This is a genomic window from Schaalia dentiphila ATCC 17982 (assembly GCF_000154225.1).
Lineage (GTDB): Bacteria > Actinomycetota > Actinomycetes > Actinomycetales > Actinomycetaceae > Pauljensenia > Pauljensenia dentiphila.
Genome location: NZ_DS264586.1, coordinates 745,699 through 762,392 on the forward strand (window position 1 = coordinate 745,699; position 16,694 = coordinate 762,392).

General features: G+C 59.8%; 11 protein-coding genes and 1 pseudogene. 2 read left to right on the top strand and 10 right to left on the bottom strand.

The genetic code is table 11. The features are described 5' to 3' along the window. Positions 1-47 precede the first annotated feature (47 nt). The 7 genes from ACTODO_RS03135 to ACTODO_RS03165 form a co-directional block, all read right to left on the bottom strand. A complete protein-coding gene (locus ACTODO_RS03135; protein WP_003791303.1) occupies positions 48-1,109 on the bottom strand; it encodes an autoinducer 2 ABC transporter substrate-binding protein in 1,062 nt (353 codons plus the stop codon). Positions 1,110-1,533: 424 nt separating this feature from the next. After that, positions 1,534-2,232 carry a DAK2 domain-containing protein gene (locus ACTODO_RS03140; RefSeq protein WP_003791306.1) on the bottom strand — a complete coding sequence of 233 codons (699 nt, stop codon included), beginning with the start codon at positions 2,230-2,232 and terminating at the stop codon, positions 1,534-1,536. Then, entirely contained in the window at positions 2,229-3,230 is a 1,002-nt protein-coding gene (locus ACTODO_RS03145) for a dihydroxyacetone kinase subunit DhaK (protein WP_244262503.1), read from the bottom strand. The genes ACTODO_RS03140 and ACTODO_RS03145 overlap by 4 nt, the downstream gene beginning before the upstream one ends. 2 nt (positions 3,231-3,232) lie before the next feature. Beyond that, the gene (locus ACTODO_RS03150; RefSeq protein ID WP_244262504.1) at positions 3,233-4,321 is read right to left on the bottom strand and encodes an ABC transporter permease; all 1,089 of its coding nucleotides are present in this window, start codon (positions 4,319-4,321) and stop codon (positions 3,233-3,235) included. A 5-nt stretch (positions 4,322-4,326) separates the two neighbouring features. Beyond that, positions 4,327-5,397: an ABC transporter permease gene (locus tag ACTODO_RS03155; protein ID WP_003791312.1), complete on the bottom strand. Its 1,071-nt coding sequence runs from the start codon at positions 5,395-5,397 to the stop codon at positions 4,327-4,329. Further along, a complete protein-coding gene (locus ACTODO_RS03160) occupies positions 5,394-6,938 on the bottom strand; it encodes a sugar ABC transporter ATP-binding protein (RefSeq protein WP_003791315.1) in 1,545 nt (514 codons plus the stop codon). The genes ACTODO_RS03155 and ACTODO_RS03160 overlap by 4 nt, the downstream gene beginning before the upstream one ends. A 91-nt stretch (positions 6,939-7,029) precedes the next feature. After that, positions 7,030-8,076: a substrate-binding domain-containing protein gene (locus tag ACTODO_RS03165; RefSeq protein WP_003791317.1), complete on the bottom strand. Its 1,047-nt coding sequence runs from the start codon at positions 8,074-8,076 to the stop codon at positions 7,030-7,032. A 395-nt stretch (positions 8,077-8,471) separates the two neighbouring features. On the opposite strand from ACTODO_RS03165, the gene ACTODO_RS03170 reads away from it, so the two are divergent. Next, a complete protein-coding gene (locus tag ACTODO_RS03170; RefSeq protein WP_081445763.1) occupies positions 8,472-9,221 on the top strand; it encodes a DeoR/GlpR family DNA-binding transcription regulator in 750 nt (249 codons plus the stop codon). A 184-nt stretch (positions 9,222-9,405) separates the two neighbouring features. Beyond that, positions 9,406-9,627 (top strand): annotated as a pseudogene (locus ACTODO_RS10455) (transposase); the annotation flags it as partial. 130 nt (positions 9,628-9,757) lie between these two features. Here the strand turns inward: ACTODO_RS10455 and ACTODO_RS03175 are convergent. The 3 genes from ACTODO_RS03175 to ACTODO_RS03185 are packed head-to-tail and all read right to left on the bottom strand — an operon-like array spanning position 9,758 to position 16,121. Next, entirely contained in the window at positions 9,758-12,739 is a 2,982-nt protein-coding gene (locus ACTODO_RS03175) for a type I restriction endonuclease subunit R (RefSeq protein ID WP_003791320.1), read from the bottom strand. Further along, positions 12,736-13,998, bottom strand: a complete 1,263-nt coding sequence (locus ACTODO_RS03180; RefSeq protein ID WP_131332752.1) for a restriction endonuclease subunit S — start codon at positions 13,996-13,998, stop codon at positions 12,736-12,738. Before ACTODO_RS03180 ends, ACTODO_RS03175 begins: the two co-directional genes overlap by 4 nt. Further along, positions 13,995-16,121, bottom strand: a complete 2,127-nt coding sequence (locus tag ACTODO_RS03185) for a type I restriction-modification system subunit M (protein WP_003791325.1) — start codon at positions 16,119-16,121, stop codon at positions 13,995-13,997. Before ACTODO_RS03185 ends, ACTODO_RS03180 begins: the two co-directional genes overlap by 4 nt. Positions 16,122-16,694: the final 573 nt, after the last annotated feature.

The window sequence follows — 16,694 nt, forward strand, 5'->3', positions numbered from 1 at the left end:
ATGATGACGAGGCCGTGGCGCTCGGGCGGTCGCGTGCGGCGTTTCGGTTAGAAGCCGAGGGAGTCGACGTTGTCCTTGGTGATCTTGAGCCAGCCGTTTCCTTCGAGGACCTTGTCGGACCCGGGGGCGAAGTGCATGTTCTCGTATCCTTCGACGCCCAGGTCGACCCCGTCTTCGATCTTTTCGCCCTTGAGGATCTTGGTGGCCAGGGATGCCATCGCGTAGCCGGCGCCCGCAGGGTCCCACAGGGTCAGGGCGGAGACGGATCCGTCCTTGAGGATCTGGGCGTTGGCGGCGGGCATGCCGGTGCCGGCCGTGAAGACGGATCCCTTCAGGCCGAGTTCATCGATGGCTCGGGCGGTGCCGGGGGCATCGAAGGAGGAGGTGCCGAGGATGCCCGTGACTTCGGGGTACTTCTTGAGGACCTCCTTGGCGGTCTGGTAGGCGGTTTCCCCGTTGTCTTGGCTTTCGACGCGCGGCTCGGCCTCGAGCAGCGTCATGTTCGGGTACTTCTCTTTCTGGTGGGCCACTGCGCCGTCTGCCCACTCGTTGTGGGAGGCGTTGGTGACGTGGCCGACCATGGTCGTGTAGACGCCTTCCTCACCCATTGCCTCGGCGAGGTTGTCCATGATGAACGCGCCGTATTCGCTGTTGTTGAAGGCCTCGATGTCGTACATCGTGTTTCCCTGGGAGGAGGCCTCGTGGGTGACGACGACGATGCCGGCATCCATGGCCTGCTTGAGGACGGGTTCGATTGCACCCGGGTCGACGGGGACCACGCAGATCGCGTCGACACCCTGGGCGATCAGGTCCTGGATGACCTGGGCCTGCAAGGTGGCGTCGGTTTCGGCCGGGCCCTTCTGGAAGACGTTCATGCCGGTGTCCGCCGCGTACTTTTGCACGCCGGTTTCCATGCGCACGAACCAGGGGTTGGTGGCGTCCTTGGGGACGACGGCGATCGTGTAGTTGCCGTCGTCGTGGGTCGCGTTGGAGCTGCCCGTGTTGGTGTTGGCCGAGGATTGGGCGGTTTCTCCGGGAGTGCAGGCTCCGAGGGCGAGGGCGCATGCGGAGGCGGCGACGAGGGCTGTGGTTGCGAGGCGGGGCTTCATGGGACTCTCCTGCGTGTATGGTCAACGTCGGTGTTGGTTGTGTGGTGCGGCGGCGGAGCGGTTGTGCGGTGGTGCCTGGCGTGCCCGTCTTCGTTGCTGGACCCACCCTGCGGTGCCGCGTGTGCGGTGCTGCTGCGTGCCGGCTGCTCCCGTCTTTGGGGGCGCGTCGGCGTGCCCCCATCCTAAGCCATATGTTTGTCATTGCTTATCGTATGGACGAAATTGGTCCAGATTGGGACAGGATCAAGCGGTTGTTGACAAAGCATGCGGGTTTGTCGAAGTGGTCCCAATTTGTTCGGACATGAACGGTTCGGGACGAACTAGGGTCCCTCTACTCAGCGCCGGGTTGCCGCATAGAGAGACGACGGCTGGGGGCGAACCTCCGTTCGCCCCCAGCCTCGAGTATCGCCGCGACCGCGCGTGCTCAGAGGTTCTCCACGATGGCCGCGCGAGGCCCCCTCTCTCCGGTGGCGGCATCGCGCCAGGCCTCAAGGGCACGCAGGAAGGCTGTTGCGCCAGGATCTTGCAGGCCGATCGACCTGTCCTGCAGCCACGAGGCTCGTCCGCGTTGGGACTGCAGGTCTCGGGTAGCCACAACGGCTGCGGCCGAGGATGAGATCGCGCTGCCGAGGGCACCCAGGGCGAGATCGCTGTCTGTGGCCACCTGGGGGTTGGCCGCAAGGCTGTCAGCCAGGGAATCGACGGCGGGGACCATCGCGTCGAGGATGGTCTTATCCCCCACCTGACTCTTTCCACGGTGCGAAATCGAGCTTGCGGCCGCACGGATGAACGCCTCGGCTTCGACGGTGGTGACGTCCTCGCATCCGACCCAGACCTTCGAGCCGGCGAGGAGACCTCCGGCGACCAGCGCCGCCATCGTTGACGGGTTGGCGTTGGCGAACGCCTTCGCACATGCGCGGGCGACATCGGAGGGAGCGGGTTCAGGGTCTGTCGGCAGGTCCGTGAGGGCGTCGATGACCGCACGCGCGCCCGCGGAGATCGTGATCCCGAGGTCTCCGTCTCCGAGGACCTGGTCGAGATCGCGCAGTTCATCCGAGGATTCGATGAGGAGTGTCATCGAGTCCTGGATCTGGCGTATGAGTTCGGGTGAACGCATTGTCATGCCTCCCTGAAGAACGGGGACTGGGCGGGGGCGTCGAGGAGTTCGAGGAGCTCGTCGTCGACCTTGAGCAGCGAGATCGAGCCGCCTGCCATTTCAAGGGACGTCGCGTATTCGCCGATGTAGCGGCGTTCGATGACGACGCCAAGTTCCTCGAGCCTCTGGTGGGTGCGACGGTAGAGCAGGTAGAGCTCTTCGAGGGGCGTAGCGCCGAGGCCGTTCACGAGGACGGCCACACGGTCGCCTTCGCCCAGGCCGAGGTCGGGGATGACGGAGTCGAGGATCTGGTCCGCGATCTCGTCGGCGGTTCCGAGGGGGCCGCGGTGGATGCCGGGTTCGCCGTGGATGCCGATGCCGATTTCCATTTCGCCTTCGGGCAGGTCGAAGGATGCGGCGCCCGTGGTCGGGAGGATCGTCGGGGACAGGCCGACGCCCATGGTGGCCGTGTTGTCGACGACCTTCTGGGCGACAGCTGCTACCTCGTCGAGGCTGTCGCCGCGCTCGGCGGCAGCGCCCGCGGCCTTGTAGGCGAAGAAGATTCCGGCGACGCCGCGGCGGTCCTTGGCGCGTTCCTTGGGCTGGGAGGCCACGTCGTCGCAGCCGAGGACGGTGCGTGTCTCGATGCCATCGAGTTCGAGAAGGTCGACGGCCAGGTCGAAGTTGAAGACGTCGCCGCCGTAGTTGCCGTAGAGGAAGAGCACGCCCGCTCCGCCATCGACGGCCTTGGCGGCGTCGGCGCACTGCTGGACCGACGGGGAGGAGAACACGTTACCGATGGCGACGCCGGAGCACAGCCCCTTGCCGACGTAGCCCTTGAAGAGGGGGAGGTGACCGGAGCCGCCGCCGGTGACGATGCCGACCCGGCCGGGTGCGGGGCTGTCGGCGCGGACAAGGACGCGCCTGTCGTCTCCGGGGGTGCGGACCTGATCGGGGTGCGCCAGGAGAATGCCCTCAACCATCTCATCGACGAACTGGTCGGGGTTGTTAATGATCTTCTTCATCATCATTTCCTTTCTGTTGCGCCGCTATTGAGGGCGGCTGCTGGTTGTGGGCGCCTGAACGTCGATGTCAGGCGTGTTCGAACGTCTTTCCAGTCGACGCAGTCGAGGACGAGGACGCCGATGAGGATGACGCCCTGGGCGATCGCGTACTGGAAGGCAGACAGGCGCATGGAGGTGAAGCCGCTTTGGACGACCTGGAGGGTGAGGGCCGCGAGGAATACGCCGCCGACGGTGGCGAAACCGCCGTTCGGGTTGGTCCCGCCGAGGACGGCGATGACGATGACGAGCAGCACGTAGGAGGCGCCGTAGTCCGCCGAGGCCGTGGGGTTTCGTGCGATGAACACGATGCCCGTGAGGGAGCCGAGGAATCCGGTGAGCAGGTAGGAGCTCAGCAGGATTCGGGAGGAACGAATTCCGGAGAATCGGGCGGCCGTCCCGTTGGATCCTTCGAGGGAGAGGGACAGTCCCAGCGGGGAGCGGTTGAGGATGAATCCGACGAGGAGGGCGACGAGTCCGAAGACGATGAAGAGGAGGGGAACTCCTGCGACTGCGGTCTTGCCGAACGCCGTCAGCGCTTCGGGGGATCCGTAGAGGGTTTTGCCGCCCGTCCACACGACGGCTAGGCCGTTGAAGATCTGCATGGTGCCGAGGGTGGCGAGGATCGGGGTGACGCCGACGTAGGCGATGAGGACGCCGTTGACGAGGCCGCACAGGAGTCCGACGCCCAGCCCGATGAGGATGATGACGGGGCCCCATTGTTCGGATCCACCCAGCGCGCTCGAGGTGCACAGGGTCGACACGGTGATCGCGCAGAGGTTCGCGATGGCGACGAGCGATAGGTCGATGCCGCCGGTGACCATCGAGATCATCATGGCGATGGAGAGGATGCCGATTTCTGCGACGGCGAGCAGCATGTTCTGCAGGTTGAGGCCCGTGAGGAACACGCTCGGGGAGAGGATCGAGAAGATTCCGATGGCCACGAGGAGGATGAGGACCATGCGGGCGATCGACCGGTCGCGGCGCAGCCGGGAGAGGAGCGAGGCGCTGAATTGATCAATCCGGGAGTTTGTGTCGCGGAGTGTGTTGTTCATGGGACTCATCCTTCGACAGCTTGGGGGACGGCGTTGCTACGGTCGGCCTGGGCGCTCTTGGCGCGCAGCGTTCGCGTGCTGCGCTTTGCGGCGAGCGCTTGGATGCCGACACCGGCGACGAGGAGCAGGCCGACGGCGGCGCGCTGCCAGGCGCTGGGGACGCCGATGAGGATCAGCGAGTTGTTGATGAGCTGGACAAGCAGCACACCGAGGATCGTTCCGCGCACCGATCCGCGTCCACCGAAGATCGACGCGCCTCCGAGGACGACGGCGGCGATGATGTCGAGTTCGTGGCCGACAAGTTCCTGGGGGTTGGCGGACCTGCCGAGGATCATGTAGACCATGCCGGCGGTTGCGGCGAGGGTTCCGGCGATGACGTACACCCAGATTTGGGTACGTTTGACGTTAATGCCGGCTCGGTGGGCGGATTCGGTGTCACCGCCGATCGCGTAGATTGCGCGCCCGAACATGGTCCGGCTGAGTACCAGTGCGATAACGATCGCGAGGATGATGGCCGGGATGATCATGGAGTGCAGCAGCGCGACGCCCGTCGATGTTTCGACGGAGACCAGGTTCGCGGTTGAGGCCGACGCCATGCCCTCGGGCAGCTGGGCGATGTACTTCGAGCCGATGTACGCCAGGAGGAAGCCTTGGAAGATTCCCTGGGTGCCGAGCGTGACGATGAGGGTCGGGAGCTTGAACCTGGAGATCAGGTAGCCGTTGAGCAGGCCGAGGAGCGCTCCGATGGCCAACGCCATGGCGAAGGATCCGACGAGGCCGATGTTGATTCCTCGGCTCAGCTGGAACACGATGGTGGCGTAGGAGGCGAACGAGGCGATGGCCGCGAAGGAGACGTCGATGCCACCGGAGATGATAACGAGGAGGACGCCGAGGGCGTAGATCATCGGGACGATGGAGGAACGCAGGAGGGAGAAGAGCGTCGAGACCGTGAAGAACGCGGGGCTGATCGCGGACATGATGATGGTCAGGAGGACCAGGACAGACAGGACAATTCCTTCACGGTTGGGTCCCCAGATCCAGCGCAGGACGCGCCGTGCGACGGTATTCATGTTCATGACACAACCATCTTTCTAATCGTTCGAGCATCGACGTCCTCGCCGGCCAGTTCGGCGGCGATGTGGCCGCCCTTGGTGATGAGCACTCGATGGCAGCAGGAGACGAGTTCCGGAGCGTCGTCGGAGATGATGACGATGGCCATGCCGGCTTCCGCTTGTTCGCGCAGGATGTCGAGGATCTCGGCTTTGGAGCCGACGTCAACGCCAACCGTGGGGCCGTTGAGGATGAGGACCTTGGGGTTGCGCGCGAGCCACTTCGCGAGGACGACGCGCTGGGCGTTGCCGCCGGACAGGGATCGCACGGGGGCGAGGACATCGGGGGCTTTGATGCGCAGCGACTCGAAGTAGTGGGCGATGGTTTGGCGGATCTTGTCTTTGCGCAGCGTGTTGAGTTTCGAGGTGTGGTGGTCGATGGACGCGGCGATGACGTTGTCGGCGATCGACTTGTCGAGGAAGAGGCCCTCGGTGAGTCGGTCTTCGGGGACGTATCCGATGTGGGCCTTGATGGACTGTCCGATGGAGCCCACCTCGACGTGTTCGCCATCGATGTAGACGCGTCCAGAGTCGATGGGCAGGAGGCCGAAGAGGGCCTGGGCGATTTCGGTACGGCCGGATCCGAGGAGCCCGATAATGCCGAGGATTTCGCCCTTCTTCACCGAGAAGCTGACGTCCTCGAAGCCTCCCTGGGAGGTGAGGGATTCGACGCGCAGGCGCTCCTCAGCGTCCTCCGCGAGGGGCGGGACGCGTCGGCTCTGGTCGAGTTCCTTGCCGGTCATGTAGTGGGTGATCTTCTCGCGGTCGAGGTCTTCGACCGGCGAATCGATGACGTTGCGTCCCGAGCGCATGATGGTGACGCGCTGCGAAATGGCCATGACCTCGTCGAGCTTGTGCGACACGAAGATGAGGGCGACTCCCTGCGCGCTCAGCTTTTCGACGACCATGAACAGCCGCGCGACCTCACGCTGGGTGAGGGCGGTCGTCGGCTCGTCCATGATGAGGAGCTTCGCGTTGCCGGCGAGGGCGCGGCAGATGGCGGTGAGCTGCTTGTCCGCGACGGAGAGCTGTTCGACGTCGGCGTCGAGCGGGAGCGGGACGCCGAGGCGCTCGACGATCTGCGCGGCCTGCTTCTTTGCGTTCGTGGAGCTGAAGAACTTCTTCTTCTCTGTGACCGACGAGGTCATCATGATGTTCTCGGCGACCGTCAGGTTCGAGAACAGGCTGAAGTCCTGGTAGATGACCTGAATGCCGGCGTCCATGGCGCTGAGCGGCGTCAGCGAGGAGACGGTGTGGCCGTCGATGAGGATGCGTCCCGCGTCGGGCGCGTGCACTCCGGAGATGACTTTGATGAGAGTGGACTTTCCGCAGCCATTCTCGCCGGCCAGGCACAGCACTTCTCCCGGCCAGACGGCCATGTTGACGCCATCGAGGGCGCGAACACCGCCGAAGTTCTTGACGATATCCCGAACCTCTAGAAAGGGGTTCTCCTGCACGCTGACGCCTTCTCCGTGGGGGCGCGGTGCTTCATCCACATTGCTGCACATGTGCTCTCCTTCGAGTGTCTTGTCGACTGCGCTGTCGTGGGACGCCCGCCCCGGCCTCGTGCCGATGTGTCACGAGGCCGGGGCTGCGTGATCAGAAGTCGTAGTTCTTCGCTTGCTTGGCGTCTGCGGCGATCTGGGCGTTGCCGACCCAGACGTTGTCGTAGCCGTCGAGCTTGTGGAGGTTGTTGTAACCCTCGATGCCGAGGTCCGTGCCTTCGGTGATGGTGCCGCCGTCAGCGAGGATCTTCGCGATCTGCAGCTGGGCCTTGCCGGCGAGGGCGGGATCCCAGAAGAAGATCTTGTCGATCGATCCGGTCGCCAGGTACTTCGCGGAGGCCGAGGGGATGGAGGTGCCCATGACGCAGACCTGATCGGACAGGCCGGCCTCTTCGATCGCGCGGGCGATGCCGGGCACGTCGTTACCGGCGGAGCCCTGGAAGGCCTTGATGTCCGGGTACTTGCCGAGGACTTCCTTGGCCTTTTCGTATGCCGCGGTCTCGTTGTCGGTCGACTCGATGGGCGTCTCGACGCGCTCCATGTTGGGGAAGTTCTTCTGCTGGTAGTCGTAGGCGGCCTCGACCCATTCCATGTGGGTCTTGGCGGTCAGACCACCGACGAACTGCACGTACTTACCGGTGCCGCCCGTGCACTCCCCGATGTTCTTCATGATGTCGACACCGTAGGAGGCGTTGTCGAATGCCTCGATGTCCACGTCAACGTTCTTGATGCCGGTCGCCTCGTGAGAGACCACCTTGATGCCCTGTGCGCGCGCCTGTTCGAGGACGGCGGAGAGGGCCTCGGGAGAGTTGGGGACGACGGTGATGGCGACCGGCTTCTGCGCGATCAGGTCCTGGATGATCTGGATCTGCTTTTCCGGCGCAACGTCGGTTCCACCCTCCGTTCGCGTGTCGTATCCGTTGTCGGCGCCCCATTCCTTGACGCCCACGTCCATGCGATCAAACCATGCGATGCCCTTGACCTTGACGACGGTAACCATCGTCTTGCCGGAATCGCCCGCGGCCGAGCCGGTGTTTGATGCGGAGTTGTCGCCTGTCGTCCCTCCGACGGTCGAGCAGGCAGTCAGAGCAAGCATCGATGCAATGGACACCGATGCCACCGTCAGTCTTCCGATCTTCATGTCGTCACTTCCTCGTGATCTAGTTGTCGGACGTTCCGGGTTCGCCATCTCCTGCGATGACGCACGCATCATGGCGTGACCCGCGTCGCAATCACTTACATTACACGCGGTATCGCGCAGGAGCAACTCGCTTTCGCGCATTTCTGACGGCTTGATTCGCCGCTAACTGCTCACGGGCGCGCAGCTCAACGCACGGTTATACGCAAATGCTGAGCGAAAAACGCCCCTGTGGACTGGTGATTTAGGCAAATGCCCTCGTTGCGCGGTATCGCGCACATTCGCGCCGAAAGTTCGGTACAGTGTCAAGCGGGCGGCGATCACGATGCACTATTGCAGGCATCATCTGTACCCCTCGTCGCACCCCGCGTAGACCATAGCCAGCAGAAGGAACGATCGTGACCCGGCAAGACACCATTGTCTCCATGATTGAGGCAACCGGCTTCGAGACCGTGTCCTCCTTGGCAGAGGCTCTCGACGTGAACGTGTCAACCATCCGCAGGGACCTGGAGCACCTGGCCGAGGCCGGCCTCGTGCGCCGCACCCACGGTGGCGCGATCCCGATCCCCCAGGACGAGGACACCGAGGAGTTCCTGCAGGATTCCCCGAACCGCGCGGAGAAGCGGGCGATCGGCCCGGCCATGGCGGAGCGCATCCTCGACGGCCAGTCCGTGTTCATCGATTCGGGATCGACGTGCCTCGAGGTGGCTCGGGCCCTCGACGCGCGCCGCGTGACCGTGGTGACGCACGATCTGCTGGTGGGCCTCGAGATTCTGAAGAAGCCTTCCCTGAACCTGGTGTTCGTGGGCGGCGAGCTGCTGCCGAACCGGACCCACATGTGGGGGCCGACCGCCATCGACCAGCTGGACCACATCCGCGTCAACACGGCCGTTTTCGGCGCGAATTCGGTGATGGAGGACGGCATTTACGCGTCAACCGGCTACTCGATCGAGCTGCAGCAGAAGGTCCGCTCGATCGCGTCGACCGCCTACTTCGTCGCGGACTCAACGAAGTTCGGCCGCAACGCCCTGTACAAGGTCCTCGGCATCGACGCGTTCACGGCCGGTATTACGGACTCGTTCCTCTCCCCCATCTCGGCGGCGGCCTACCCGATCCCCCTCATCCGGGCTGAGGTCGCGCAGGGGTAAGCCGCAACGAGCGGGGCACTGCCACGGCTCGGTGTCACAGCAATCCCCTCGTATCCCCGCCCGCATCACGCACCCGCTTAACGAAATGTCAACAACACCTGCCGAAGCCCACCAATGGGCACAACACCACCAATAACAGCCAACAACCCTCAAAACGCCCGGTCCACAAAACCAGACCAGGCCAAAAGAGCTCATTACGCTGGGCAGGACACTCAAACGCCGAGCCAGCGACATCCTGGCCTACTTCGACCACCCCCACACCACAGGCGGTCCCACCGAAGCCATCAACGGCCGCCTCGAACACCTACGCGGATCCGCACTCGGATTCCAAAACCTCACCAACTACATCACCCGAGCACTCCTCGAAACCGGCGGATTCAAACCCCAACTACACCCCCAATTATGAAGAGCCAGAATTTGTTTGAAGTCGAGGTCCTCGGTTTCAGCCACCCGCCGCTCAACTAGGCGCGCGACATCGTCAAAGTTGACGGTTTTAGAGTATGGCAACCCCAGTTCACGATGGATGGCTTTGTCTGTCATGACTGGCCATCACCTCGGAGATTCTGGTAGATGTCACGGCTGAAGAGACCCATGAGTTGCTTCTTGACATCGTCGTTGTTGAGGAGATGCGAGAAGAACTCTTGGTTCTGGCCAAGGCCAGCCAGGAGGGCGTCATCGATGGCCGAGTAGTAGCTGAACTCGAAGTCGGACTCGGTGTTGTTGCGTGCGCTGGTCTTGAGGGCTTCAGATTTCAGGAGCAGGTCCCTGATTTGCAGCAGGGCCTTGACGGCGACGTCCTGGTCGAAGTTCTGCCCCGTGCGTGCGTTGATCTCAGCGAGGATCTTGGACAGTTCTTGTTCCTCATCCTCACTCATGCCAAGGCCCCCAGCCAGGGGAAGGCTCACTACAGGCTTTGCGACCAGGTTTGGTGTGGCGTGCTCGCCGGTCTTCTTCTGTACGAAGTTGCTGGCCTGGATCTTCCCCTTCAAGTCGAAGCCGCTACCGGGGTGCTTGACGGCGAAGAAACGCAGCAGATAGGTGATGAAGTTGTACTTGCGGTGTAGGTCGGTATCCTCGAACGAGGTGGCTTGAATGAGGAACTCGTAGAAGCGGACGAAGGACTTCATCAAGCCTTGGATCTCGAGTTGCTCCTCAATCGGGAGCCGCTCAATGGCCGCCTTTGCTCGCTGCAGGTAGTAGATGACGCGCTGCTGCGTCTTGGCAGTCGTGCTACCGGAATAGATGAGATCGTTAGCTTTCTCCACATCGTCAGGGTCAAGGACGAGGTAGCCATCGATCTTGGCTTCGAGCTCGTAGATGCCGTCGGAGGTGACGGTGTTCGACAGCATCGTGGTGGTGTAATACGGGGCAAAAGAGTTCTTGATGGCCTCGTAGTCGTTGACGAAGTCGAGCACAAAGGTGCGCTTGTCATAGGGTGGGCAGATCCGGTTCAAACGCGACAGGGTCTGCACTGCTGATACGCCGCGCAGCGTCTTGAGCACGTACATCGCGCACAGCTTGGGCTGATCGAAGCCGGTCTGGTACTTGTTGGCCACCAGCAGGACCCGGTAGTCGTCCTTATCGAATTCCCTGGTCAGGCGTGCTTCAGGGAAGCCATTCATTCCAGCTTCGGTGTACTCCGTCTTATCTCCCTCGAGGGTGACTTTGCCGGAGAAGGCTACGAGGGCGTGAATGTCTTGGTATCCCTTGCGGGTTACGTAGTCTTCGAGGGCTTGCCGGTACTTCACGGCTTCCTGGCGAGACCCGGTGATCACCATGGCTTTCGCTGTGCCTCCGAGCTCCCTGGCGACGGTGGTGCGGAAGTGTTCGATGATGACTTCGATGCGCTGCTGGATGTTGGTCTCGTGCAGTGCCACGAATCGTGCGATCTGCCGCTTGGCGTCGTTGGTCTTGCAGCGTGGGTCTTCTTCGATGGCCTTGTTCAGGCGGTAGAAGGTGTCGTAGGTGGTGTAGTTCGTCAGCACGTCCAGGATGAAGCCTTCTTCGATGGCCTGCTTCATGGAGTAGAGATCGAAGGCCTCCCACAAGCCCTTAGGCGTCTGGGTGCCAAACAGTTGCAGGGTTGTGGGCTTGGGGGTGGCGGTGAAGGCGAAGATGGAGACGTTGTCTTGCTTGCCGTTCTTGCGGATCTCATCCGCGAGCATATCCTCAACATCCACTTCACCCGTATCACCCGATCCCAAGGTCTGGGTGATAGCGGACATGTCTTTGCCGGAGGTGGACGAGTGGGCCTCGTCGATGATAACGGCAAAGCGCTTGTCTTTTAGCCCGCTGACGGTGTCGACGATGTAGGGGAACTTCTGGATCGTGGTGGCCACGATCTTCGTGTTACCCATCAGTGCTTTGGCAAGGTCTACCGAGGAGGCCTTGTCGCCCATTACCTGGATGAGGCCAGACTTGTGCTCCAGCCCCATCACGGCCTTCTGTAACTGCCGGTCGACAACGACACGGTCGGTCACGATGATGACGTTGTTGAAGATGACCTCATCGTTCGCGTCATGCTGCGAAGCAAGACGGTGAGCCAGCCAAGCGATCGAGTTTGTCTTGCCCGAACCTGCCGAGTGCTGGATCAAGTAGTTGCGGGTCGAGCCATTGTCCACAACGTCAGCAAGAATGCGACGGACGGCGCGCAACTGGTGGTAGCGGGGGAAGATAATCGCTTCGCTGCGCTTCTTCCTCCCGGTCGCCTCATCCACCCTCTCCTTGGTCTGGATGAAGATGAACTTGGAGATCAGCTCGATAAGGGAGTCGGGTGCCAGGATCTCCTTCCACATGTAAGAGACCGGATAGTCGTCCTTGCTGGTTGGGTTGCCTTTGCCTGCGTAGACACCTTCGCCGCTGCCCATGTTGAAGGGCAAGAAGAAGGTCTTCTCCTCATCGAGTTTGGTGGTCATGTAGACCTCGTTGAGGTCCATCGCGAAATTGACCAGGGTCCCGGCCTTAAACAAGAAGAGACGGCTCTTAGGGTCGCGCTCCTTGCGGTACTGCCACATCGCGTCCTCAACGGACTGTCCGGAAGCGTTGCACTTGAGCTCAAAACTGATAATCGGCAGACCATTGAGGCAGATGACCAGGTCAATCCGTTCTTTCTCTTCATCGGTCGTCCACACCTCCTGAACGACCGTGAAGCGATTAGCCCGGTACTTCCCGGACAACTCGGTATTGAAGCTTGTTGCGGGCTTCGGGTACATCAAGGTCAGCGTGCGATTAGACAGCTCAATACCCCGCTTGAGAACCGAGAGCAGACTGCCGCCACGCTTGGTCGCTTCATTATTGATGGCCCCAAGGATAGTTTCCTGAAGATCCTGTTTATAGATCTTGGCCAGCGCCTCAATTGTGTCCTTCTGTGTCTCGGAGAGGAACTCCATCAGAATGCCGGCGTCAATCATGTACCGGCGATCAAAATCAGAATCGTCACGCTCAAGGTAATGATGACGTGTCTCGAGCTCTCCAACGATGAACTCTTGATAATCCCGCTCAGTGAGAATCTGCCTCATCGCACCGGCACCTCCCGCTTACCTGTCACGACCTCATAGATCAGAGACTTTTTGTATGCGTCCAGCAAATCAAGTTGTTTCCGTTTCTTCCGCTGTACTTCATCTATCTTGGTAATCTCTTCATTTAGGAACCTGCCTATACGCCTTTGTTCGTCAAGCGGTGGTGCCACCAATGGAAGACGTGAAAGCTCTGAGAAGGTAAGCCCCTGCCGCACACCACTTCCCATGTTGTAGAACACCCTACAGATGTCGTAGGTGTGAAATAGGTAGTGGAAATAAGTCGAGTCCAGCTCACGATGCTTGCGAAGAGCAATATATGCGGAAGTGACGATTCCGCGTTCGTTTACAAGACCAGTCCTAAGGCTCTTTTGATCATTCTGAAGGTCAGTTAGACGCAGGACGATATCTCCGGGACCAACGATGTTGTAGCCGTTGAAGTTCGACGGAAGCAAACCATCAACAGTCCCGATATCTTTCCGAATTATGCGACCGTAACTCAATGAAAGCAAGTTTGTTTCTTGCCGAAATAGATTCTTTGCTTTATGTTCATGAAAAAAATGCCGAAGCGGAGCTACGTTCCAATTCCTGGGTAGACGATCGATCCAATCGATCTTGGAATCCACCATGTCTCTGTTTGGATCAAGCCCCTTTGTTACAGCGTCGAGAATCACAGAACGCTTGTAGGAATCGAGCGCATCGATCTGCGCTCGGATCGAATCTTTCAGTTCCTCAATTCGCTCAGTTTCACGGTCGAGATATTTTGCAATACTGTCTTGTACTTCGGGTGGTGGGAATGGGATTGGAACTTGGATAAAGTTCGCCCATCTCATCGCCTGACCGTCGCGAACTAGATTTGATGTGCTTCTCAGTTCATTGATATAGCCATCACACTTAAAAACCCATCGATAATAGCGTGCTGAGTGGATCTGCGGTCCAGGAATCAGCATTACGTAAGCGGAACTTGTGCAACCCTTAACTTCGCTGAGTTCTAATCCACCCTGAAAGCTGCGCATGTGAATGACAAAATCGCCAGGGTAAACGGCCTTGAGAATGGTGAAGTCCTTCTCGACAACTACTACGTGACTGCCAGTCTTCTTGACATACTCAGACTGTGGAATGACCCCATACTGTTGGGAGACAGTCATCTGTTCCATACCCGCCTTTGCACGCTCACCACGAACGCTAAATGCGAAGCGAGGAGTGTCAATTCGCCACCCTGATGGCACCTCGGCGATCCAGTGAGACCCAACTGTCTTCACAGTCGCCCTCCAAAGAGGGAAACGATGGAGGCAGAGATTTCTTGTTCTAGGCGCATAAACTCTTGGGCATATATTTCTGCCGTTACAGGCGTCTCGTAGGAATAGAAATATCTCGTGAATGGTATTTCTGCGCCGGTCTTCACTACTGGCTTTTTCTTGGAGAGATCCTCTTCAAAGAATGCCTTCGCGTCCGGTATGTAGGGAAGGACTTCGCGCTGCATGTATTCGGTGATGTCTTCCTCGGCGGGGACTCGTTCCACGTCCTTTGTTGCGGTGTCGTAGATAGTGTTGCCCTTCCGATCGCGTTGAATCTCGGCGGATTTGTCCATGAGCGAGAGGCCGTCGGCAATCTTAGCAAGAAGTTTGCTGTCCACAACTGTCTGCCGAACCAGGCTTTTTAGATGAGCGGTGAAAGGCTTCGGAGCAAGCCATACTTGGTCAGTGATTGCTGCACGGAGGGTATCGATGATGGCTGTGTAGAGCGGTTCGCCCTGGCGGTGCTTAGCGAGTTCTCGCTCTTCCTTCGCAGTGAGCTCTTCCTTCTGCTCTAGTTTGGCCACTTTCGTTGGATTGAACAATGAGTTGAGGTATCCACCGTTGATGAGGTTTTCGATGCGTTCCTCGGTAATCCCATAGGACCGTTGCAGCGGCTGCATGACGGTGTATTCGCGATAGATGAACTCTTCGTTCGGGTAGATCTGGCACAGATCGTTTTCCGCGAAGTCCGCGTATAGGCGCGTGATATGTTCCCGGTCATCAGGGGTGATCTCGTTCTTCTTCTTGCCGAGGCCCTTACGCAGTTTGTGGAAGATCTGGCTGGCATCGATGAGTTGCACTTTGCCCTTGCGCTCTGCCCGCTTATTCTTGGAGAGTATCCAGATGTAGGTGGCGATCCCGGTGTTGTAGAACAGGTCTACCGGCAAGGCAATGATCGCCTCGATGAGGTCCTGTTCCAGCAGCCACCGGCGGATCTGGCTCTCACCGGAGCCCACTTCACCGGTGTAGAGCGGGCTACCGTTCTCAATGATCGCGGCCCGGCCGCGCTCGGGATCCATCTTGTCTACGGCTGACTGCAAGAAGAGCATCTGCATGTCTCCCGCGCCGGGCGTCCCGGCCCCCCAACGGCCGGAGAAGCCTTTCTCGTGTTCCGCGATAACGGCGTTCTCAACGCCATCTGCGGCGTCTTTGCCGCCCCATGCTTGGCCGAAGGGTGGGTTTTCGATTACGAACCGCATCTTGATGTCGGTGAAGCAATCCGCAAGCATCGTATCTTGGAAGCGGATGTTGTCTGCGTCCTGGTCCTTGATGAGCATCTCCGCCAAGCACATGGCGTAGGACTCAGGGTTGTTCTCCTGGCCAAAAAGTCGAATGTCCGCGGTTGGGTTGAAGCGGTGGATGTAGTTGAAGGCGGTGGAGAGCATGCCGCCTGTGCCGCAGGCTTGGTCTAGGATGGTGATGACCTTGCCGTCGTCGAAGATGTCGTCGCATCCTTCAGCTAGCAGGATGGACACCATGAGTTTGATGATGTCTCTGCCGGTGTAGTGCTCACCGGCTTCGGCGTTTTCGGAGAACTTTCGGATGAGTTCTTCGAAGATGTATCCCATCTTGATCGAATCGATGGTACGCGGGTCTAGGTCCAATTCGGAGAAGGCTTTCACCACGCCATAAAGGCGATTGCCCTTATCCATCTTGTCGATCTGCTTGGCGAAATCCAGGCCTTTCTCCACAGACATGAGCAGGTCGTTGACGTTGGGTGAGAATCCCTCGATGTAAGCCTTGAAGTTGGCTGCAATGTTGTCTGGATCGTCCAGCAGGCGCTCAAGGGTGAAGCGTGAGGTATTGTAGAAGGAGAACCCGGCAATCTGGCACATAGCCTTGTACGGGTAGCTGGGTATCTTCTCGTGCTGGGCAACCACCTTGTCTTTGGTGGGCGCCAGTGCGCACTCGAAGCGGCGAATGATCGTCATCGGAATGATGACGTCCTTGTACTTGTCTGAGCTATAGGTGGGCCGCAATTTGTTCGCGATTGACCAGATGAAACTAACTTCGTTGGCTACGCTCACCGGCGCGTCATCCCACATCGGATCAACGGTAGCCTCGCGATTCACAGTCTGATCGTTCATTACATCTTTTCCTTTTTATTCCAAGAGTCTTGATATATTTGCGCGGTTACGAACTGTGTGCCGACATCGTTGATTGAACGGCGTCTATGAGTCCGTATGTCTTCGTCTTGGACTGAAGAGGCCAAGCGCAGTTATAGGGCGTTCGTTGTCGTGAACTCGCGAGGTAGTTGTCACACATTGGCGCTACTCCTGCTCAGTTAGGCCGCAGACCTAAGAGTGGCCGTCGGCGTGGATGCTGTTGGGGTTGTTGCGCTCGCACGCGGATCCTGCATCTCAAATTAGCATCACAAAGCCAGCGCTGATTGCGGAAGCGCCGTCGAAATCTGAGTTTGTTGCTCTAATCCGGGTGCAGCGTCTCCCTGGCCTCACTGCCTTCCTGTAGTGGGTTTCGTGGGAGCGTCAGGTTCAGCGCCTCACAGTTACGGATCATTCTCTCGCTGACGAGGAGATCGCCATCATCCATGCATCTGATGGTCTGGGAAACGGTAGCCGTTGTTCGCGTCGGTCATTGAGTCGCCACAGGTAGAGGTCTCGGCATACAAGTGGGTGAACCAACGGCGGAAACTTTCAGTT

Coding starts and splice junctions, on each gene's coding strand:
- ACTODO_RS03135 (WP_003791303.1), bottom strand. CDS start 1,109: ATGAAGCCCCGCCTCGCAACCACAGCCCTCGTCGCCGCCTCCGCATGC.
- ACTODO_RS03140 (WP_003791306.1), bottom strand. CDS start 2,232: ATGACAATGCGTTCACCCGAACTCATACGCCAGATCCAGGACTCGATG.
- ACTODO_RS03145 (WP_244262503.1), bottom strand. CDS start 3,230: ATGAAGAAGATCATTAACAACCCCGACCAGTTCGTCGATGAGATGGTT.
- ACTODO_RS03150 (WP_244262504.1), bottom strand. CDS start 4,321: ATGAACAACACACTCCGCGACACAAACTCCCGGATTGATCAATTCAGC.
- ACTODO_RS03155 (WP_003791312.1), bottom strand. CDS start 5,397: ATGAACATGAATACCGTCGCACGGCGCGTCCTGCGCTGGATCTGGGGA.
- ACTODO_RS03160 (WP_003791315.1), bottom strand. CDS start 6,938: ATGTGCAGCAATGTGGATGAAGCACCGCGCCCCCACGGAGAAGGCGTC.
- ACTODO_RS03165 (WP_003791317.1), bottom strand. CDS start 8,076: ATGAAGATCGGAAGACTGACGGTGGCATCGGTGTCCATTGCATCGATG.
- ACTODO_RS03175 (WP_003791320.1), bottom strand. CDS start 12,739: ATGAGGCAGATTCTCACTGAGCGGGATTATCAAGAGTTCATCGTTGGA.
- ACTODO_RS03185 (WP_003791325.1), bottom strand. CDS start 16,121: ATGAACGATCAGACTGTGAATCGCGAGGCTACCGTTGATCCGATGTGG.